16 protein-coding genes are annotated in these 20,524 nt (G+C 48.6%); 5 read left to right on the forward strand and 11 right to left on the reverse strand.

Annotated elements, in window-relative coordinates; translation table 11 throughout:
* The first annotated feature begins 609 nt into the window (after positions 1 to 609).
* Both E2I14_RS13400 and E2I14_RS13405 read left to right on the forward strand, forming a co-directional pair.
* A complete protein-coding gene (locus E2I14_RS13400; protein ID WP_406675714.1) occupies positions 610 to 1,368 on the forward strand; it encodes a sulfite exporter TauE/SafE family protein in 759 nt (252 codons plus the stop codon).
* A 284-nt stretch (positions 1,369 to 1,652) separates the two neighbouring features.
* Entirely contained in the window at positions 1,653 to 3,164 is a 1,512-nt protein-coding gene (locus E2I14_RS13405) for a DEAD/DEAH box helicase (protein ID WP_133329371.1), read from the forward strand.
* Positions 3,165 to 3,234: 70 nt separating this feature from the next.
* Here E2I14_RS13405 and E2I14_RS13410 read toward each other — a convergent pair whose 3' ends face one another.
* Positions 3,235 to 4,146, reverse strand: coding sequence for a sulfurtransferase (locus tag E2I14_RS13410; protein ID WP_133329373.1), 912 nt, complete (start codon positions 4,144 to 4,146; stop codon positions 3,235 to 3,237).
* Positions 4,147 to 4,417: 271 nt separating this feature from the next.
* Between E2I14_RS13410 and dnaE the strand changes: the two genes are divergently transcribed.
* The 3 genes from dnaE to E2I14_RS13425 all read left to right on the forward strand — a co-directional run bounded on the left by dnaE (position 4,418) and on the right by E2I14_RS13425 (position 11,274).
* The gene (dnaE, locus tag E2I14_RS13415) at positions 4,418 to 7,873 is read left to right on the forward strand and encodes a DNA polymerase III subunit alpha (protein ID WP_133329375.1); all 3,456 of its coding nucleotides are present in this window, start codon (positions 4,418 to 4,420) and stop codon (positions 7,871 to 7,873) included.
* Between the two features lie 54 nt (positions 7,874 to 7,927).
* Positions 7,928 to 9,673 carry a lipid A export permease/ATP-binding protein MsbA gene (gene msbA, locus E2I14_RS13420; protein WP_133329377.1) on the forward strand — a complete coding sequence of 582 codons (1,746 nt, stop codon included), beginning with the start codon at positions 7,928 to 7,930 and terminating at the stop codon, positions 9,671 to 9,673.
* Positions 9,674 to 10,005: 332 nt separating this feature from the next.
* Positions 10,006 to 11,274 carry an O-antigen ligase family protein gene (locus tag E2I14_RS13425; protein ID WP_133329379.1) on the forward strand — a complete coding sequence of 423 codons (1,269 nt, stop codon included), beginning with the start codon at positions 10,006 to 10,008 and terminating at the stop codon, positions 11,272 to 11,274.
* A 69-nt stretch (positions 11,275 to 11,343) separates the two neighbouring features.
* On the opposite strand, the gene E2I14_RS13430 is transcribed toward E2I14_RS13425, so the two are convergent.
* From E2I14_RS13430 to hemF, 10 genes are all read right to left on the reverse strand, one after another.
* Positions 11,344 to 12,471 (reverse strand): glycosyltransferase family 9 protein, encoded by a 1,128-nt coding sequence (locus E2I14_RS13430; protein ID WP_133329381.1) that lies wholly within the window; start codon positions 12,469 to 12,471, stop codon positions 11,344 to 11,346.
* Positions 12,472 to 12,506: 35 nt separating this feature from the next.
* Positions 12,507 to 13,484 (reverse strand): glycosyltransferase family 8 protein, encoded by a 978-nt coding sequence (locus tag E2I14_RS13435; protein WP_133329383.1) that lies wholly within the window; start codon positions 13,482 to 13,484, stop codon positions 12,507 to 12,509.
* Entirely contained in the window at positions 13,485 to 14,588 is a 1,104-nt protein-coding gene (locus E2I14_RS13440; RefSeq protein WP_133329385.1) for a glycosyltransferase family 9 protein, read from the reverse strand.
* A 353-nt stretch (positions 14,589 to 14,941) separates the two neighbouring features.
* Positions 14,942 to 15,289, reverse strand: coding sequence for a hypothetical protein (locus E2I14_RS13445; protein WP_133329387.1), 348 nt, complete (start codon positions 15,287 to 15,289; stop codon positions 14,942 to 14,944).
* Between the two features lie 118 nt (positions 15,290 to 15,407).
* Complete coding sequence (gene rng, locus E2I14_RS13450) at positions 15,408 to 16,865, reverse strand: ribonuclease G (RefSeq protein WP_133329389.1); 1,458 nt, start codon at positions 16,863 to 16,865, stop codon at positions 15,408 to 15,410.
* Positions 16,862 to 17,482, reverse strand: a complete 621-nt coding sequence (locus E2I14_RS13455) for a Maf family protein (protein WP_133329391.1) — start codon at positions 17,480 to 17,482, stop codon at positions 16,862 to 16,864. The genes rng and E2I14_RS13455 overlap by 4 nt, the downstream gene beginning before the upstream one ends.
* A gap of 258 nt (positions 17,483 to 17,740) precedes the next feature.
* Positions 17,741 to 18,211 carry a 23S rRNA (pseudouridine(1915)-N(3))-methyltransferase RlmH gene (gene rlmH / locus E2I14_RS13460; RefSeq protein WP_133329393.1) on the reverse strand — a complete coding sequence of 157 codons (471 nt, stop codon included), beginning with the start codon at positions 18,209 to 18,211 and terminating at the stop codon, positions 17,741 to 17,743.
* Between the two features lie 21 nt (positions 18,212 to 18,232).
* Entirely contained in the window at positions 18,233 to 18,928 is a 696-nt protein-coding gene (gene rsfS / locus E2I14_RS13465; RefSeq protein WP_133329395.1) for a ribosome silencing factor, read from the reverse strand.
* 5 nt (positions 18,929 to 18,933) lie between these two features.
* A complete protein-coding gene (gene nadD / locus E2I14_RS13470; RefSeq protein WP_227544736.1) occupies positions 18,934 to 19,608 on the reverse strand; it encodes a nicotinate (nicotinamide) nucleotide adenylyltransferase in 675 nt (224 codons plus the stop codon).
* A complete protein-coding gene (gene hemF, locus E2I14_RS13475) occupies positions 19,605 to 20,504 on the reverse strand; it encodes an oxygen-dependent coproporphyrinogen oxidase (RefSeq protein WP_133329397.1) in 900 nt (299 codons plus the stop codon). The genes nadD and hemF overlap by 4 nt, the downstream gene beginning before the upstream one ends.
* Between the last annotated feature and the right edge of the window lie 20 nt (positions 20,505 to 20,524).

Here is a 20,524-nt window from a genome sequence, read left to right on the forward strand (position 1 = left end):
CGATTTTCAAATTGTTCATCGTCGTTTGCGATTAGGTGCTATTGCTGTCAGGGACATGCCTGATTTCAGCGGGATTGATCTGCGATTTGATCGCGTCGGAGGGCGAAATCCACGGATAGGCCCATTGGACAATGGGATCAGGCGATACTGCGCAGTTACTGCAAATGGCGCACTAAGCAGTAATCCAGCACACAAGCAATTGCAGGTATTTCCCATGGATAAGCCCCGAAACAGTTCTTGGTCGATAGTGAGATCGAGCCAAGCTGATTGAATGCCGCTTAGCCAAAGCGGTGCCGTCCTTGGGCATTAAATAGCAGATGCTGTTGCCAGGCAAACTTCGCAACGTTGTCGGAGGTTAGCCATTAAATTGCCCCAGAGCGACTGCGATCCATTGGGCGAAATCCCTTGAATTTATTGATTTAACGCTGACGTCGGACTGTTTTGAGAGGAGAGTTTGCGTCCGCATTTTTTGCACGGCGACGACGTAAAAATTGAGGATTTAGCAGGTATTTGCGCGAAAAATTAACGATCTGCCCGCGATTTATCCTTAACTTCGGTAGAATTCGTGTTTCTTTTTAGCATTTAATTGAAGCGAGTCAACCCATGATGATTGCCGGCCAACCCTTGTACGTACTTTTATTAATCGGATTAGCAGGCCTGTACGCCGGTATGCAAAACGCTCTTGCTGGCGGTGGTTCGTTCATCACTTTCCCTGCATTGCTATTGGCTGGATTGAATCCTTTAGCCGCCAACATGAGCTCGACTATCGCGCTGTTTCCTTCCCAAATCGCTACGTCGATTGCGGGCCGAAAAATGGTCAGCGGTGTCGGTGGCGTGTCGTTTCGCAGCTTATTCATCATCAGCATCGTCGGCGGCGTCTTGGGGGCAATTCTGTTGTTGTCCACGCCGGTCAGCATTTTTTCGAATTTAGTCCCTTGGTTGGTGCTGTTTGCTACCACCGCGTTTGCATGGGGCAGCTTTGGGTTTAAACCGAAGGCCGCCGGTGAAGCGGGGCATATGCCGAGTTGGGCGATTTTGTTGGTGCAGGGTTTGATCGCGATTTATGGCGGGTACTTTGGTGGCGGGATTGGATTTTTGATGTTGGCGGCGCTGACTATCGCAGGCCAACAAGTGAAAACGGCGAGCGCCACGAAGAACGCCTTAGCCATGACGATGAACGCCTCTGCGGTCGCTATTTTTGCCTTTTCACCGATGATTAACTGGGCTGCGGTGGTGGCGCTGGGAATCGGTGGCGTGTTAGGCGGCGTGGGCGGCGCGTGGTTGATACATCGATTGCCCGAGCGCTTGTTGCGTGGATTTGTGGTCTTGGTTGGTATTAGCTTAACAATTTGGTTGTTTGTTCGTTAATTGTTGCGTCCTTTATGGGCAAAAAATAGAGCGCTTGAATTTCAATCGCTCTTTTTTATTGTCTCTTGGGTGCTCGAAATTAATATAAGCCCTTGATTTGTAATATACTCTAGGTCTTTCCGCCTTACCTCACTTTCGTTGATTTATTAAAACAAGTGGCTTCTGCGGACATTGTTGACAAGCCTTAACTTGTTGCAATCGTTACTCGATAAATTTACCCACGCAGCAAGCGTTAAGTCTGCCAAAAACGCCATTTTAAAATCACGCAAGGCCTACCCTATACCATGACTGAAATTAAGTCCGATTTGAATTCAAGTACTACCCCCAACCAACCTAATTTTGCTAGTGCTGAAGTCGCCGATGATGTGCGCTTCGCTGATTTTGGCTTGTCGCCAGAAATCTTGCGCGCCTTGTCCGATCAAGGCTATGTGCATCCAACGCCGATTCAAGCCGCCGCGATTCCGATGGTTTTAGAAGGCCGTGATGTGATGGGTGCAGCCCAAACTGGTACCGGTAAAACAGCCGGTTTTTCTTTACCGATTATTCAGTTATTGCTGGCGCACGCCAACGCGAGCGCTTCGCCCGCACGCCATCCCGTGCGTGCTTTGATCTTAACGCCGACGCGCGAACTGGCTGACCAAGTTGCTGACAACGTAAAAGCCTATTCCAAGTACACCCCGCTGCGCAGCATTGTGGTCTTTGGTGGTGTTGATATGGCGCCGCAAACCACGGCATTACGCGGTGGGATTGAAATCGTGATTGCAACGCCAGGCCGCTTGCTCGACCACGTACAACAAAAAACGATTAACTTAAGCCAAGTGCAAATGCTGGTGATGGACGAAGCTGATCGCATGTTGGACATGGGCTTTTTACCTGACCTGCAACGCATCATTAATTTGCTGCCTAAAGATCGCCAAAGTTTGATGTTCTCAGCGACTTTTTCGACTGAAATCAAAAAGCTGGCCAACACATTTTTACGTAATCCATTAACGATTGAAGTCGCCCGCAGCAATGCAACGTCTGAAAACGTGACGCAGATTTTGTATGCGGTAGAAGAACAAAATAAACGCGAAGCAGTGAGTTTTATCATTCGCGAACGTCATTTAAAACAAGTGATCGTGTTCTCCAACACCAAAATCGGGGCATCCCGTTTGGCGGTGCATTTAGTAAAAACGGGTGTCAAAGCCGCCGCGATTCATGGCGACAAAACGCAGTCCGAACGTATGGCCGCTTTGGAAGCATTTAAGCGCGGTGAGATTGAAGTGTTGGTTGCAACAGACGTGGCTGCGCGTGGTTTAGATATTGCTGAGTTGCCGTGCGTGATTAACTTCGATTTGCCGTATAACGCCGAAGATTATGTGCATCGCATTGGCCGCACTGGCCGCGCTGGTGCTAAAGGTGATGCGATTTCATTGTGCACCGACAAAGACGATCGCTTGTTGGCGGATATTGAAAAATTGATTAAGCAAAAAATCGTACGCTTGAATCTGGCTGGTTTTGTTGCGACCAAAGAAGTCGAGCCGCCGAGTGCGCGTGAAGCGCGTCATGAATCACGTAACGATTCGCGCCATGAACCCCGCTCCGGAGCAAAACACAGCGCAGGCAGCGACGTTAAAAGCGATCGCCGCACGACGACGCGCCCTTATTCCTCCGCGCCAAAAGTTGATCCATGGTTCTTCCAACCATATCAACCCACGCCAAGCAAACACGCTGCCGAAAAGCCAGCTTCGGAGGCTAACAAGTCCTCTGCTAAGCCGATTAAACGTGCCGCTTTGTTAGGTGGATTACCGAAATAACTGCACGAAGTTCAGACGTAAAAAAACGGGTAACAGCTTCAAACTGTTACCCGTTTTTTATTGCGTCGGATTACGCTGATTCGGATGCTTGGTTAGTTTGTTCTGGCGCCTCTGGCTTGCATTGTTTTTTGCAATGCGGGCAGGATTTGCCGGGAATGTAGTAGGGCGATAATTGCTCACGCGGCGTGACCACAGCGCGGCAGGCATAGCATTGCTCGGTATCGGTAGCTTCCAATTGCGGATTGAGCGCGGTGCGGTAATCGAACACAAAACAGTCGCCGTGATAATGCGCGCCACCGACTTCTTCGAAGTATTTCAAAATTCCACCCTCGAGCTGATATACGTGTTCGTAACCGACGTTTTGCATGTGGATGGCGGCTTTCTCGCAACGGATTCCACCGGTACAAAATGTCACCACAGTTTTATCGTTGAGCTTGTCTTTGTTCTCGGCGATCACAGCAGGGAACTCGGTGAATTTTTTGATGCGGAAATCGATCGTGTTATCAAAGCTGCCGACATCGACTTCAAAATCATTACGGGTATCCACCATCACAACCGGACGGCCTTCGTCATCGTGACCTTGATCTAACCAGCGCTTTAAAGTCGGCGGTGTCACGAACGGAGCGCGACCATCTTCGGGGCGAATCAACGGCATGCGCATGGTGATGGTTTCTGCTTTTAACTTGACCAACAATTTGGTAAACGGCTGGCTGTCCGAAAAACTCTCTTTAGCCACTACATCGCTAAAGCGCGGGTCGGTGTGCAGCCAATCCATAAAGCCATCGATTTCGTGACGCAAACCGGCCAAGAACAAATTGATTCCTTCGGGCGTTAGCAAGATGGTGCCTTTTAAATTAAGTTTTTGGCAAATCGCTAAAAACTCAGGGCGCTTTTCTGCGGTGTCGTTGAAGGTGATGAATTTATAAGCAGAAATGTTGACGTAAGGTGGTACGTTTTGCGGAGTGCTTGACTGCGTGGACATAGTAGTGATGACAAAAAAGGTGATTGGGCTCGTGCAAATGCGCGCTGGACATAGCGCGGTTTGGTTTCTTTACCGGCTTGGAGACAACTTAGGGAATATGAAAATTATAAGAAGAGGCCAAGCAAAAGTGCAGATAAGTCCTTGATTAGGCAGCATTATAAACGCAAACAGGCCAATTTCAATCAGCGCAGACAAATCATCTGTGTCAGCTTTGCAATTACTCGCCCGATTCTCGTCGCAGCGGCCTTGCGCTACGGTAAAATAGCGGGCTATGACAACACCGCACTTTATCCATCTCCGCCTGCATTCTGAGTACTCCATCGTTGATGGTTTAGTACGTATTGACGATGCCGTTAAGGCCGCTGCCAAAGATCAGCAACCCGCATTAGCTATTACCGATTTGAGCAATTTATTCGGTATGGTGAAATTTTATAAAGAAGCACGAGGTAAGGGCGTAAAGCCAATCGCTGGTTGCGACGTTTGGATTAGCAACGACGAGCAGCGCGACAAACCAACTCGCTTGCTGCTGTTGGTTAAAAATCATGCTGGCTATTTGCAATTGTGCGAACTGCTCTCGCAATCGTGGTTAGTCAATCAACATCTGGGCCGCGCTGAAATCCGCGCCGAATGGCTGGCCGCTTTGCCACCCGGTGGATTGATCGCTTTATCTGGCGCACATTTTGGCGACGTTGGAATTGCCATTGATAACGGCAACATCGACGCGGCGCGGGCGTGCGCCAAACATTGGGCTAGCGTTTTCCCCGATCATTTTTACATTGAAATTCAACGCGCCAATCAGCCGAATATGAATAACCATGTTCGGCAAGCGGTTGCGCTCGCGGCCGAATTGGGTTTGCCGGTGGTGGCCACCCATCCGATTCAATTTATCGACCCTAGCGAATTCCAAGCGCACGAAGCGCGTACCTGTATCGCTGAGGGCGAAATTCTGGCCAATGGTCGGCGCGTGAAGCGCTTTAACCAAGACCAATATTTCAAAACCCAAGAAGAGATGCAAGAGTTGTTTGCCGACTTGCCCGGTGCGTTGGCTAACTCGGTGGAAATCGCCAAGCGCTGTAATTTGGTGCTGGAATTGGGTAAGCCTAAGCTGCCATTATTCCCAACGCCAGACGGCGTAACGCTCGATGAATTTTTGGTCTCCGAAGCGCAGGCCGGTTTGAAGCAACGCTTGGAAATGCTTTATCCCGATCCTGCGGTGCGCGAGAAAGAGCAAGATCGTTACTTTGCTCGACTCAAGTTTGAAACCGACACGATTATCAAAATGGGTTTCCCCGGTTACTTCTTAATCGTGGCGGAATTTATTTTATGGGCAAAAAATAACGGCGTGCCGGTTGGCCCGGGACGGGGTTCAGGTGCTGGCTCGCTGGTGGCGTATTCCTTAAAAATTACCGATCTTGATCCGCTGGCCTACAACTTGCTGTTTGAGCGATTCTTAAATCCAGAGCGGGTTTCGATGCCCGACTTTGATATTGATTTCTGCCAAGAAGGACGCGATCGCGTTATTCAGCACGTTAAAGATCTGTACGGCAAAGACGCGGTATCGCAGATTGCCACGTTCGGAACAATGGCGGCCAAAGGCGCGATTCGTGACGTGGGTCGGGTGCTCGATTTTGGTTATAACTTCTGCGACGGTATTTCTAAACTGATTCCCTTTAAGCCGGGTAAGCAAGTCACGATTGCTGAGGCGATTAAAGAGGAACCGCAATTAGCCGAACGACTAGAAAACGAAGACGAAGTACGTCAGTTGCTCGATCTGGCACAGCAAGTCGAAGGTATTACCCGCAACATCGGTATGCATGCCGGTGGTGTGTTGATCGCGCCGGGCAAGCTGACTGATTTTTGTCCGTTGTACACGCAGGGCGGCGACAGCGGTGTGGTGTCGCAGTACGATAAAGACGACGTGGAAGCGGTCGGATTGGTCAAGTTCGACTTTTTAGGTTTGACCACCTTGACGATCTTGGATTGGGCGGTGCGTTACATCAAGCAGCTTGATCCAGCGATGGCTAATTTCAATTTAGAGACTTTACCGCTCAATGACAAAGCCTCTTACCAACTGCTGACCAAAGCCAAAACCGTCGCCGTATTCCAGCTAGAAAGTCGCGGCATGCAAGGCATGTTGAAAGACGCGCGCCCTGATCGTTTTGAAGACATTATTGCGCTCGTGGCGTTGTACCGTCCGGGTCCGATGGATTTGATTCCGGACTTCTGTAAGCGTAAGCACGGCGAACGTTTTGATTATCCTGATCCACGTACCGAAGGTATTTTGTCCGAAACCTACGGCATTATGGTGTATCAGGAACAGGTTATGCAGATGGCGCAGGTGGTTGGCGGCTACTCACTCGGCGGGGCGGATTTGCTGCGCCGTGCGATGGGTAAAAAGAAGGCCGAAGAAATGGCCGAGCATCGCCAAATTTTCCGCGACGGTGCAGCCAAAGACGGTTTGTCGGAACAAAAAGCCGACGAGATTTTTGACTTGATGGAAAAGTTCGCGGGCTACGGTTTTAATAAATCCCATGCCGCCGCCTATGCCTTATTGGCCTATCACACCGCGTATCTCAAAGCCCATCACGCCGCCGCGTTCATGGCTGCCAACTTGTCGTTGGCGATGGACGATACCGATAAAGTCAAAATTTTAGTTGAAGATGCGATCGATGTTTGCAACCTAAAACTGCTGCCACCCGATGTGAATCATTCCGACTACCGCTTCACGCCAGTAGCGCATCCGGCGGGTCCATCGCAGCCGGCGAATCAAATCCGTTACGGTTTGGGTGCGGTCAAAGGCTCCGGTCAAAACGCGATTGAAAACATCATCGAAGCGCGTAAAAACGGGCCGTTCACGGATTTATTCGATTTCACCAAACGGGTTGATAAACGCCAAGTCAATCGCCGCACGATTGAATCATTAATTCGTGCGGGCGCGTTTGATTGCTTCAAAGTTGATCGCGGCGTGTTGTTGGCGAGCGTCGATTTAGCTTTGGAATATGCCGAACAGGCGGAAGCATCGCGCAATCAAGTCAGTCTTTTTGACGACGATGAAACGATGTCTGGCGCGCCCGATTATGTGACCGCCACGCCGTGGAGTGAGAAGCGCAAACTGTCGGAAGAAAAATTGGCTTTGGGCTTTTATTTGTCCGGTCATTTATTCTCGATCTATGCGCCTGAAGTCCGTAAATTTATCCGCACGCCCTTATCCAAATTAGAAACTTCGCGCGACCCACGCTTGATGGCAGGGATTATTTCTGGCATCCGCACCCAGATGACTCAACGCGGCAAAATTTTAATCGTTACCTTGGATGACAGCACCGGCACGCAAGAAGTCACGGTTTATGCCGACTTGGCAGACCAGTTCAAATCGTATTTTAAAGAAGATGAATTCTTGGCTGTGAGCGGCAAAGTATCCGAAGACCGCTTCTCTGGCGGCTTGCGCGTCACCGCAGAAAAAGTCATGGACATTGCCCAAGCGCGGATTCAATACGCGCAAGCCTTACGCATTGAGATTAACGCTCAGATGGACGTCAAGCTGTTATTGGCTTCGTTAGAGCCGCATTTAAACGAACAGGGTTGTCCGTTGGTCGTGCAGTACCAAGGCCCAACTGCATCGGCAGAATTGCGTTTTTCCGATGCGTGGCGAGTCAATCCTGACGACGAATTGCAGCAAAAATTGATCGGCATGTTGTCACCCGAAAAAGTCGCGGTTGTGTACGCTTAATACTCTTTAACGCCTACTTCACTACAATAAAAAACACGAAAGATATTATTTGTTATGACTATTAATCCTTATTTTGTTCGATTGTGGAATGCGATCAAGCCGTATAAGCATCGGATAGTTTTCGCGCTTTTGGGCATGATAGGCGCATCTGCTACCGAGCCTGCATTTCCATGGATATTGAAAAAATTAATTGATAACGGATTTTCAGAGCAACGTTCACTGCCGGTTTGGTTGGTACCGTTGTTCATTGTCGGGATATTTTTCTTACGTGGGATTTTTACCTTTTGCACTCAGTATTACATGTCTTGGGTGGCTAATAAATTATTGAGCGATATGCGCGACTCGATGTTTCAGCGCACCTTAATTGTTCCGATTTCCTACTACCAAAACGAATCCAGCGGCAAGCTCATTAACACTATCATGTATGAAGTGCAGCAAGTCGTTGAGATGGTAAAAGGCTCGATCAATACCTTGGTGCGTGATTCAATTACTGTGGCTGCATTGATGGGTTATTTGCTGTATCAAAACTGGCAATTAACGGTAGTGGCGTTGTTGATTATTCCGTCAATGGCCTATGTCGTGCGCGTGACCAGCCGACGCTTACGTCAACTCAATCAGAATCAGCTCAAGCTCAACAGCGAATTGACCCAAGTGGTGGAAGAAGCGACTCGCGCGAATCAAGTCATCCGCATCTTTGGCGCACAAAGTTATGAGCACAAACGCTTCCAAGCAAAGAGTGAAAAGTTACGCGGCTACGCGCAACGCGTCACAGTCGTATCCGGTTCGACCACGCCAGTAACGCAAATGGTCGCAGCGTTAGCGGTGTCATTGGTGATCGTGGTCGCAATGCGTCCGAGTTTGCTGCCATTTGCGACGCACCCGTTTAGCCCTGGCGATTTCGTGGCGTACATTACGACGATGCTGCTGTTACTCGCGCCACTCAAACGCCTATCCGATTTAAACGGCCCATTACAACGCGGCTTAATCGCTTCCGAATCGGTCTTTAATTTAATCGATACGCCAGCCGAACCAGTCGGTGGCTTTGAATTTGAAGGCCGCGCCAAAGGTAATTTGGAATTTATTAATACGGAATTCAAATACCAAGGCCAAGAGTTGCAAGCCTTAAAAGGCATTAACCTACGCATCAATGAGGGCGAAACCGTTGCCTTAGTCGGTATGTCGGGCGGCGGCAAAACATCTTTGGTGAATTTAGTGCCGCGCTTTTACACCCCAACTGCTGGTTCTATCCGACTCGACGGACGTGACTTGGCCGATATTTCGATCACCAGCTTACGCGCACAGATCGCCATGGTCGGACAAAACGTGGTGCTATTCGATGACACCATCGCCGCCAACATCGCCTATGGCGACAGCAATCCCGATCAAGCAAGGATTGATGCAGCAGTGGTTGCCGCGCATTTATCGGATGTAATTGCCGATTTACCTCTGGGTTTGCAAACCGAAATCGGCGATAACGGAACTCGCTTATCCGGCGGTCAACGCCAACGCCTAGCGATTGCGCGTGCGATCTATAAAAATGCGCCAATTTTGATTTTAGATGAAGCCACCTCGGCCTTGGATTCGGAATCAGAACGCGCAGTACAAGCGGCCTTAGATTCATTGATACAAGGTCGTACAACCTTAGTCATCGCCCACCGCTTATCCACCATCGAGCGCGCTGATCGGATTGTGGTGTTGGTCGATGGTGAAATAACCGAGATGGGTTCGCATGCAGAATTGCTGCAAAAAAATGGCACTTACGCGCATTTGCATCAGTTGCAGTTTACTCAGGCTGAGTAATGATTGAGAGTGTTTCACTTGTTTCTTAAGTCTGGGTAACGTAAAGAATGGTAATAAGCGCTGATACATTTTTAGCCGACCAGAAAAACAGAAAACCCTGTTCTAGCTTGTATGAGTTTGAATGCGGTAGGTAAAGTTGTACCTTCAATTCATTTATCTCTCTAAACTACAGTGCTACTGCAACCGGTTGATACCGGGGGCAGAATTAAGAGTGTAAATAAAATGACGGCTTGCTAACTACGGGTTGCATTTTTAATAATTCAATGTCATGACATTGGCTGATTTCGTCAGTACAATTCAGGCTAATTTTTTTACTGGTATGTAAGCAATTTATGACGTTCAATTTGAATAGAACAAGCCAACAACACGTAATTGCCTTGGCTTTGCTCTGTGTTTTGTTTGGTGCGGGATTGCCCGGCCGCCTGCTAAATTTAAGCTATTTTCTGCTGATTATTTTAGCCCTTGTGGCGTTATTCCGAAAAACTGGAATTACCACTCAGTTCGGCGAAGTCTATCAATCGTTTAAATTGTTGCACTGGGCCATGGGATCGATGTTGGTGGCGCTAATTTTGAGCCAAATCGCGCATGGTCATCTCTACTTACCTTCATTCAACTCCATCGCTAGGTTAGCTACTTTTGTTGTGGTGCTATGGATGGCCCTCAATTTGAAGATTGAACAGCTCCGCACAGTTCAATGGGCGTGGGTGGCGGGTATTGTTTTATGCGCTGTGCAGATTTGGTTTTTACCTAGAGGCTACAACGGCCGACCAGAGATCGAAAACTGGTATGTCGCGCTGGCAAGCTTGTTAGGAACGTTTTCGGTTTTTTCCTTGGCTTGGGATGAGAAACCAAGCAAATTAAGTATCGCCATACATTTGCTTGGTGGACTATGTGGGATATATGTCATCTATGTGAGCCAGACGCGTGGTGTTTGGATCGCGCTGCCGATCTTTATTATCTTGGGTTATGCAGCATTTGTGCCCAAGGCGTTCGCTTTAAAAAAGATCGGGTATTTGTTAGCGGCGGTCGCGATTGTTGGAGTTCTATTTTTTAGCACTGACTTGGCCAAAAGTCGTATTGAGCAAGCTGCGCAAGATATCCAAATCTATGCAGTCGATAAGAATACCGATACGTCGGTCGGTGTGCGATTTCAACTTTGGGAGGCCGGTTGGAAAATGATCGAGGAACATCCCATAATCGGGGTCGGAACCGGCGACTATTACAAAGAAGCATTGAAAGAGATGGCGAGTCGCAGGGTATTGCCAACTGACTACAACGGGGCGCATAGTCACAATGAGTTGATATACAGTACCGCGACGATGGGCGTTTTAGGGCTTGTCGCGATTTTGATGACCTATTTGGTGCCGGCATATTATTTTTCTAAGAGCTTGTTCAACCAAGATAGGCAGATACGTGCTGCAGCGGCAATGGGCCTGAGCGTTTGCGCTGGCTTCATGATCTTTGGATTGGTTGATGTTTTGTTTCAATATAAAGAGTGTGAAACGTTTTATTGCGTTGCTTGCGCGGTATTTTTTGCGTTTATTGGTGAACGAAAAAAACAGCTGCAACCTGATTCACGCTCAATTCGCAACAATCCTTAATTGCCGGAATTTGATCCGTTGATTCAACGCTATTTTGGCTTGATTCAACGCCGATTAAGCCCTATTTTTCTACTCCTCAGAGCGAAGAACTTTCATAACGTCATTGACGGTGATCTCATCCATCCAAGCCTTGCGTTTCTTGACCTTAATGATCGTGGTGATCGACGCATCGATAGGCACCCATTCAGGGCTTGTTTGGCGCATTAACGCGATCACTGGTACATGCACGGCATTGGCTAAATGCATCACCGCCGTTTCGACCGAAATAATTAAGTTGCAAACGCTCAGAATGGCCGGCAATTGGAAGAAGTTCGTTGTCGCGCTAAATAGATGCACATGTTCAATCGGACGTTGTGCAATAACCGATCTCGCATATTGCATCTGATCGGGCACGACGTTGATGATAATGCCAGCGTTGCTCCATGCGGGCTGTCGTTTAATTTCGGCAGCTAAGTCAAGCACTCGCTCAATTTTCCAGCTTCTGTCGGCTGACTTTGAATAGCCATTGATAAAAAAGACGCGTTGGCCTTCCCGAAAACCCCAATCGTTAAATTGTAGCTGGGCGTATTCACGCCATTTCTCGGGAATATCAACATAGGGCAAGCGCTCGCTGTCTGAAACGCCGATATTAAATAAAGTATGAAACCAACCGGCATAAATTTCACTGATGTGCGGCACAGCTTGCAAATTGGCTTGGTGTTTTTTTGAAATTTTATAAGCCGGAATAAACGCATCGAGTTTGCGATAAATTAGGTGCTTCGGAATATCATAAAATCGCACACGTTTTTTTTGGCCGACGATAAATCCGTTCGGACTTAGGCGACGAATGAGATTGACGTATTTATGCCGGTGCAAAACTGCCAGTGAGATCACAATCGGGTAGTTCTCGGCCTGTGCCTCTTTAACCGATTGTTCAAATAATTGCGGACTGTAGGTTTGACTGTAAACTTTGTCGAACAACGAAGACGAATTGACCCAATCATACAGCGAGTATTTTTTTAAATGTTCCCACTGAGTTTCGTCGTCAGTACGACGTAATTCGTCCACCCACAAATGCACTTTGATGTGCGGATATGCTTGGGTAAATGCTCTAAAACAGCTTTGCATGTAGGTGAAATCACCCAATGCCAAATGGGCCACGAATAGGATTTTATCGGCTTTTTGCAGCAGCTCAGCAGGGACAAGTTGGGTGGTCATTTATTTTTTTAGGCCAAGAATTGGTTGGGTAACGGTTATCGTGGTCGTGCCAAGGCATAGCGCCAAAACCATTTCACGCTGTCAGCAAATTGGCGGCGGCGCCACAAAAAGCGCGAATGCATGCGCATTTCTTTGTAATTGATGGGTTGCTCATCCATGGGCATATCGGCCCACGGTGACATGCGGTGATATTTAGCGAATATCGCGCGCGAATCGTGCATGCACCAATTGGCCCAAGGTTTCACTGCCCCAGCAAAATGGAGGAACACGGCATCGCCGACATCCCGCATGGCACGGTAATCGTTTTCTAAATCGCCGATCAAACCGTACAAATAATTCCAACGTTTTTCGATATAAATTGCTTTGCCGTCCAAGGCAATGTTGAGTGCGTCTTGATCGGGGAAACGCAAATCATCGCCGCCAGTGAGCAGCGCGTGAATGGTGGCTTCGGTAATTTGATTCGCTAACCATTCTTTGATATTCATGTACAACACGCCAGAATTGAAGTATTTCACTTGCGATAATTTAAGTGCAGCAGCACGGCGCACCGTCGTTGCTTCTGCGTCTGGCACAACATACGCGATCACATTGTCCATCGATAGCTCGATGAGATCGTCCATTTTTCCGACACACAAAATATCTGCATCGAGGTACAGAACTTTGTCGGTGTAATCCTTGAGAATGTCAGGAATCGCTAGGCGCGTGAAGATAGCCGGGGAATAATAAGTCGATTCAATAAAGTGAGCGAACCGGCTAAACAGCGATGGCGATACAAGGTGAATATGGGTTTGGACTGGATAGTTTTCTTCTAGCTTAAGCAGTCGTGCGCGATGTTCATCCGAGACCGAAAATGCCAGCACGTGAAAGGTGAAATGAACGCCAGGATTGTTATCCAAGATCGACAAAATCGTGGCGCCCATCGCGCGGAAATAGCGATTATCAATACAGAACGCAATATGGAATGAATCGTTTGCGGCTTTTGTTATGGATTCTGAATTCAATGCGGCGCTCATTTAGACGACCTTTAAAATAGCTGATACGGGAATTGCATCGACCCATTCACTGCGGCGCGTGGTGGTAATGACGGTGCTAATTTTGCTGTCAATCGGAACCCATTCTGGATTTTTCTGGCGCATCAACGCGATGACAGGAACGTGTACCGCATTGGCTAAATGCATGACGGCGGTTTCGACTGAAATGATTAGGTCGCAGCGTTGCAATATCGCTGGCAATTGGAAGAAGTTTTCATTCGCACTGAAAATATGGGTGTCTTGCAAGTTGTAGGTTGCAAAAACCGATTTCACATTATTAAGTTCTTGCGGAACTGCGTTGACGACGAAGTGGGTATTGCTCCACTGGGGCAGTGCACGCATGGCGATGATGAGTTCGGCTACGCTTTTCAGCGGCCAGCAACGTTTTTTAGTTTTAGCGAACGCATTGATGAAAACAACTTTTTGCCCAGCTGCCACGTTTGCTTCGGTCACACCCCAAGTAATGAATTGTTGTCGCGCATAACTCGTCCATTGGTCTGGAATATGAACGAACGGGAAGCGGTTTTCTGAAGTGACAGTCAGATTGCACAGTTGCTTAAACCAGTCGGCGTAGATTTCGGTGATGTGATAACCACTTTGCGGCGGGTGGAAGGGCGCGAAGGTGGCGTCGAGTTTGTTATACACGGCACTCTGCCAAGGCGCATACCATTTCGCCCTACCGCGTATCCCAATCGCTAAGGCATGTGGCCCGACCGTGCGTGCGAGCTGCGCGTATTTGTGTGGACGTAATGTCGCGAGTGAAACGACTAAGGGATAGTTTTCTTGTTGTGCTTCATGTATGGATTCTTGCAACAACTCTGGGCTATATGTGCGGCGATAAACTTTACGGAAAAACGAGCAATTTTCAGCCCAATCGTAGAGCGAATACTTTTTAAGGAATTCCCATTTGCTTGGGTCGGATGTGGCACGCACTTCATCAATCCAGATATCGACCTTGATGTGCGGGTAGGCCTTAGCAAAGGCGCTGAAGAAATTTTGTAGATAGGTAAAATCGCCAATCGCCAAATGAGTAATAAATAAAATTTTGTCGGCTTTTTCAAGCGCTTGTGCTGGGATCAATTGCATGGTGGCGTGTGGGTTTTAGGGACAAAATTGGCGTTGGGATTTAAATCAGGCATGGTAATTCGTTAGTGTTTTTTAATTTTTTTCAAAACGGTTAGTCAGCGCATGGTTTTTCGCACAGCATGTTAATTGCATAAAATCTAAAAATGAATCCCGGTTTAAGCCCCAGCAAAGCACCGCTTTATAGGGAGAAATCGGTAACTGCTTAAGCTAAATGCGGGGGAGGAAAGGCAAGCAAGGATTATACATAGGAGTGTTTCTGACGTCACAACAAGCGAACGCTTTATTGTGCAGGAATTTGAAGCTAGCTAAGCGGGGATATCGGATCAGAAGAAAATACGGGCCAAGCCAAACGGTTAGACGGTCACATTAATGGTATTACCCAAAGTCGCCGTGGTCGTGTTACGGGTATTGGAAGTCGAATTACCTTGGGTAGCCGCAATTTGGTTAGCTTGGTTGGCTGCACTAGATCCATTGGCCGCGCTAGCCTTGCCGGAATTGATTTCTTGTAATTGGGTAATTTGAGCTTGTAAGGCGCTAATTGATTGTTGCAATGCCTTTTGGGTTTGGGCGCAATTTGTGCACACCAGTTGTTGCTGAAGGGCTGCTAGTTGTTTTTGCAAGGCGGCAATCTGGGTCGTGCTGCTTGAGCCCGTTGTGGCGCTGTTGCTAATGCTGCTAGAGTTTCCAATTGCCGCAACCATGATTTACCGTAATGGCTTATCGAATGATTTGTTAACGGCAGCTTTCAGAAAAGGTTGAATGTTGCTCTTTGATAAACCTAACTGCGCGGGTTTTAGTTGGGCGAATGAGCTTCCCGCCTTACATCAAAATAATGTCGTATTGCTCTTGGTGGTAAGTGCTTTCAACCTGTAGCGAAATTGGTTTTCCAATGAAATCACCCAGCATTGCTAAATGCTGTGATTCTTCTTCCAAGAACAAATCCACCACCACTTGCGAGGCTAAAATGCGGAATTCGCGCGGGTTAAATTGTTTGGCTTCGCGCAGCAGTTCGCGCAGGATTTCGTAGCTGATGGTGCGTGCGGTTTTGACTTGGCCTTTGCCGTCGCAGGCGGGGCAGGTTTCGCACAGAATATGGGCTAACGATTCGCGCGTGCGTTTGCGGGTAACTTCGACTAAACCCAGTGCTGAGAAGCTGGACGCGGAAATTTTGGTGCGGTCGCGCGCAAAGGCTTTGTTGAGTTCGGCTAACACGGCTGTTTTGTGCTCGGCGTTATCCATGTCGATCAAATCGAGAATGATCATGCCGCCCAGATTACGCAAGCGCAGTTGGCGCGCGATAGCGTGGGCTGCTTCCAAATTGGTTTTGAAAATCGTGTCAGCAAAATTGCGACCTGCCACATAACTGCCCGTGTTGACGTCTATCGTGGTCATCGCTTCGGTTTGATCGACGATTAAGTAGCCGCCCGATTTGAGATCAACCCGCTTGCCTAAAGCACGCTGGATTTCTTCCTCTACGCCATACAAATCAAACAGTGGGCGTTCGCCGGTGTAATGGACGAGTTTGGGAATGACCGATGGCGTGTAGCTTTCCGCAAATTCCAACAGTTTTTGATAGTTTTCGCGTGAATCGACGTGGATGCAGTCGGTTTCCACATTTACAAAGTCGCGTAACACCCGCTGCGCTAAATTTAAATCTTGGTGCAATAAGCTGGTGGGAGGTTTGCTTTTGGCCAGCAGGCAAATATTGGCCCAGGTTTTACGCAGATAATCGACGTCCATGCGCAATTCGGATTCGGACGCGTCTTCGGCCATGGTGCGCACGATGAAGCCGCCTTTTTCGCCCGGCGCTAGCAGGTTTTGCACCATGTTGCGTAGCTGTTCGCGGTCTTCTTCGTTGCCAATTTTTTGTGAAATGCCGATGTGCGAATCTTGCGGTAAATAGACCAGCATACGGCCGGCGATTGAAATCTGAGTCGATAAACGGGCGCCTTTGGTGCCGATTGGGTCTTTGATGACTTGCACCATGATGGCCTGACCATCAAACAGCATTTTTTCTATCGGTGTCGGCGTGGCATTGTCGTTAGTGCGCGAATCCCAAATGTCGGCCACGTGCAAAAACGCGGCGCGTTCTAAGCCAATATCAATAAATGCGGATTGCATGCCGGGCAAGACGCGCACGACTTTGCCGAGGTAGATATTGCCAACCAAGCCGCGCGACATGGTGCGCTCGATGTGTAATTCTTGTACTGCGCCTTGAAAAATTAATGCAACCCGGGTTTCTTGCGGGGTGATATTGATCAGAATATTTTCGCTCATGAGAGAGTAATTCCCGCCTCGGTTAAGAGTTGTGCGGTTTCAAATAATGGTAGTCCCATGATGCCAGAATAGCTGCCAGAGATGTGTGAAATAAACTGGGCAGCGCTGCCTTGAATACCATAGCCGCCAGCTTTGTCGTAGGGTTCTAGCGTGTCACAGTATTGATCGATTTGTTTTTTGGTCAGCTTGGTAAATGTGACTTCGGATGTTTGGGTCGATTCTAGTTGCTTTTGATGGAAGTGCACGGCGATGCTGGTGAGGACTTGGTGGGTGCTGCCGGACAAGGCGGACAGCATCTCGTAGGCTTCAGCGCGATTGGCAGGTTTGCCGTAGATTTTACCGTTGAGGACAACCGTAGTATCGGCGGCGAGTACTGGGCGCAGCGGTAATTTACGCAGCAACATCATATTCCACGCTGCCTCGGCTTTTTCTTTGGTGACCCGTTTGACATAGTCCGATGGCAGTTCATCTGGCAGCACAGTTTCAGACACATCAGCCGGACGCGAATTGGCATCGCGTAACAATAAGATCTCAAAATTAATACCGATTTGACGTAGTAATTCTCGACGACGCGGGCTCTTGGACGCTAAATATATTTTGTTGTCTAGCAATTTCATATTGATTTAATTTTTTCTGAATTACAGTGAACAGCGTATATCGATAAAATTCCGTCGAGTTACAAGGCAAGCTAAGTCAAATTGACGGTGTAGCAGAGTGTATTACGATAATCGCCCAATGTGATTAACAATAAATGATATGCCAATTTACCCACGGCTAATTTAGTTTGTGTGTAGATAAGCAGGCAATATCCTAACCGAAAATTGTAATTTCTTGTCGGAAATATTTAACAGCAGTTTGGGGTGAAGAAACGGCGCTTATGGGCGATGATAAGGATGATTTTGGGTAATCGACCAAGCGCGATAAAGTTGCTCGGCGAGCAGCACGCGCACCATGCCGTGGGGCAGGGTCAGACTGGAAATACGGATTTTGAGTTTGGCACTGGCTTTGAAGTCGGCATCCAAGCCATCAGCGCCACCAATGACAAAGCAGGTGTCGCCGCCTTCTTGCTGCCATTCTGTCAACAACTGGGATAATTGAATAGTGGTTAAGTCTTTGCCATGCTCATCCAAGGCGATGATGCGGGTTTGTTTGGGAATGGCCGCTTCGATTTTGGCGCGCTCCAAGGCCATCACAGTTTGGGCGGTTTTGCTGCCCGAGCGCTCGACTGGTTTGATTTCTTTTAGGACAATCCGGCATTCAGCAGGCATACGTTTGGCGTATTCTGTGAAGCCGGTTTCTATCCAAGATGGCATTTTATGGCCGACGGCCGCGATAATTAACTGCATGCCTGATCTGCCGCCGCTGAATTAAACAGCTGTTTTGCGTTTGGCAGTTGCGCGCTTGGCTGCTGCTTGTTTGGCAGACGCCACCGCAGTTTTGGTTGCCGCGACTTTAACGGTGGTGCCGACTGCTTTTTTGCGAGCTGCTGGTTTCTTAGCGGCTGGAGCTGGATCGCTGGTTAAGGCGACTGCTACTGCTTTGACACGAGCGGCACGTTTTGGCTTCTCTGCCACTTCACCAGTTGCTGCTGCACGTGGTTTTTTGGCGGGCTTTTTAGGTTCGTCGTCCAAGGTGGTTTGGGTTGCTTGATTGATGTTGCTGCGCACGCGCTTGGCGGGTTCTTCTTCGACCACTTCGGCGGTGCGCTTGCTAACCCGTTTGGCAGCGCCAAATTTGACTTCTTTATCGCCCCATAATTCTTCTAAACGGTAGTAGCCGCGAATGACAGGTTGCATGATGTGCACCACCATGTCGCCCAAATCGACCAATACCCACTCGCCGATATCTTCGCCTTCCATACCGATTACGTCGCCGCCGTTTTCTTTGACTTTCTCGCGCACAGACGAAGCCAGCGCTTTAGTTTGGCGGTTTGAGGTGCCGGAAGCGATGCAGATGCGGTCAAACAGACTCGTTAAATGCGTGGTGTCATAGACCTTAATGTCTTGGGCTTTGACATCTTCGAGCGCGTCAACGACTAATGTTTGTAATTTTTTAATATCCATGATTTCTAATAAATGTGATGTTGTTGTATGTAGTCTAGTACCTCTGGCGGGACTAATGACAAGTTTTTTCCGTGGCGGATTTGGGTCGATGAGATGTCGATGTCCAAATCGGCACACAAATAGGTGTGCCCACAGGGTCGGGTTCGTAATTGATCGAGGCTGCCAGAACGTTGTTCAAACACGTTTGCCACCGATGTATCGAGTGCTTCTAGGGTAAAACCGGGGCGCGCTGCGACGGCAATGTGCGCCAGATCAAATAAATGTTGCCAATTCTGCCAGCTATGCAAACCTTGGAGTTGGTCGGCTCCCATCACAAAGATCAGGGAAGCTTGATCGCCAACTTCGGTGCGCAAGGCGGTGAGAGTGTCAATGCTGTAACTGGGAATGCCTAGCTCGGCGCGTTGTATTTCTTGTTGGTCGATGACTAACGGCGTTTGTCGGGCTAAATCGGCGAAAGCCAAGGACAACATTGTAACGCGATGTGCGGCGCTTGTTTGAAAAGCCGCTTTTTGCCAAGACCAGCCAGTCGGTATGATACGCAACTGAGTTGGTTTGAGCAAATTATTGAACAATTCAGCTAAAGCAACGTGCGCGCTGTGCACCGGATCAAAGCTGCCACCCAAAATTAGGATGCATTGATTCGGTTCAGGAGTAATCGACGCGACGTTAGCCTCGGTCACGCTAGCCAGTCCTTATGAATTAAAAAGTCGCTGTACAACTTAGCTTCAGCCGAAGCTGGTTCTGGATGCCAGTCATAGCGCCATTTCACTTGCGGCGGCATCGACATTAAGATCGACTCAGTGCGACCGCCCGATTGCAGACCGAACAACGTACCGCGATCAAAGACCAGATTAAATTCCACATAACGACCACGGCGATAGGCCTGAAAATCACGTTCGCGTTCGCCATAGGCCATGTCTTTCGTGCGCTGGGCAATCGGAATGTAGGCTTCGGTAAACGCGTCGCCCACGCGCTGCATTAAGGCAAAGCTCTGCTCAAACGGTAAGCGATTGAAATCATCAAAAAAGATGCCGCCCATGCCGCGCGGCTCTTGGCGGTGTTTTAAATAAAAGTACTTGTCGCACCAAGTTTTAAATTCAGTGTGCAAATCCGCGCCAAAGGGCGTGACCGCATCTTTACAGGTCTGATGAAAATGGCGCGCGTCTTGCTCAAATCCGTAATACGGCGTTAAATCCATGCCGCCGCCAAACCACCAAACCGACTCTTGACCTTGTGCGTGCGTACTAAAAAAACGCACGTTCATATGCACCGTTGGGGAGTACGGATTACGCGGATGCAGCACTAACGATACGCCCATTGCTTCCCATGAGCGACCTGCTAATTCTGGGCGACTCGCTGCGGCGGAGGGCGGTAAATTGCTGCCCATCACGTGCGAAAAATTCACACCGCCACGTTCAAAAAATGCACCTTCTTCTATGACACGTGAAATGCCACCGCCGCCTTCAGGACGTTCCCAGCTATCGGTGATGAAGCTGTGTCCGTCGAGCTTTTCTAGTGCCGCCACAATATTGGCTTGCAGGCTGAGCAGGTAATTTTTAACGGCGGTATTGGTCATTGACGCACTTGGTTAGATAA

The organism is Sapientia aquatica, assembly GCF_004358105.1.
In the GTDB taxonomy this organism is placed as follows: domain Bacteria; phylum Pseudomonadota; class Gammaproteobacteria; order Burkholderiales; family Burkholderiaceae_D; genus Solimicrobium; species Solimicrobium aquaticum.

Excerpts from the sequence above, each read along its gene's own strand:
- E2I14_RS13410 (WP_133329373.1), bottom strand. The coding sequence starts at position 4,146 with ATGTCCACGCAGTCAAGCACTCCGCAAAACGTACCACCTTACGTCAAC.
- E2I14_RS13405 (WP_133329371.1), top strand. The coding sequence starts at position 1,653 with ATGACTGAAATTAAGTCCGATTTGAATTCAAGTACTACCCCCAACCAA.
- E2I14_RS13440 (WP_133329385.1), bottom strand. The coding sequence starts at position 14,588 with ATGCAATTGATCCCAGCACAAGCGCTTGAAAAAGCCGACAAAATTTTA.
- rlmH (WP_133329393.1), bottom strand. The coding sequence starts at position 18,211 with ATGCAGTTAATTATCGCGGCCGTCGGCCATAAAATGCCATCTTGGATA.
- rng (WP_133329389.1), bottom strand. The coding sequence starts at position 16,865 with ATGAGCGAAAATATTCTGATCAATATCACCCCGCAAGAAACCCGGGTT.
- E2I14_RS13455 (WP_133329391.1), bottom strand. The coding sequence starts at position 17,482 with ATGAAATTGCTAGACAACAAAATATATTTAGCGTCCAAGAGCCCGCGT.
- E2I14_RS13435 (WP_133329383.1), bottom strand. The coding sequence starts at position 13,484 with ATGAGCGCCGCATTGAATTCAGAATCCATAACAAAAGCCGCAAACGAT.
- hemF (WP_133329397.1), bottom strand. The coding sequence starts at position 20,504 with ATGACCAATACCGCCGTTAAAAATTACCTGCTCAGCCTGCAAGCCAAT.
- msbA (WP_133329377.1), top strand. The coding sequence starts at position 7,928 with ATGACTATTAATCCTTATTTTGTTCGATTGTGGAATGCGATCAAGCCG.
- E2I14_RS13425 (WP_133329379.1), top strand. The coding sequence starts at position 10,006 with ATGACGTTCAATTTGAATAGAACAAGCCAACAACACGTAATTGCCTTG.
- rsfS (WP_133329395.1), bottom strand. The coding sequence starts at position 18,928 with ATGGATATTAAAAAATTACAAACATTAGTCGTTGACGCGCTCGAAGAT.
- dnaE (WP_133329375.1), top strand. The coding sequence starts at position 4,418 with ATGACAACACCGCACTTTATCCATCTCCGCCTGCATTCTGAGTACTCC.
- E2I14_RS13445 (WP_133329387.1), bottom strand. The coding sequence starts at position 15,289 with ATGGTTGCGGCAATTGGAAACTCTAGCAGCATTAGCAACAGCGCCACA.
- E2I14_RS13430 (WP_133329381.1), bottom strand. The coding sequence starts at position 12,471 with ATGACCACCCAACTTGTCCCTGCTGAGCTGCTGCAAAAAGCCGATAAA.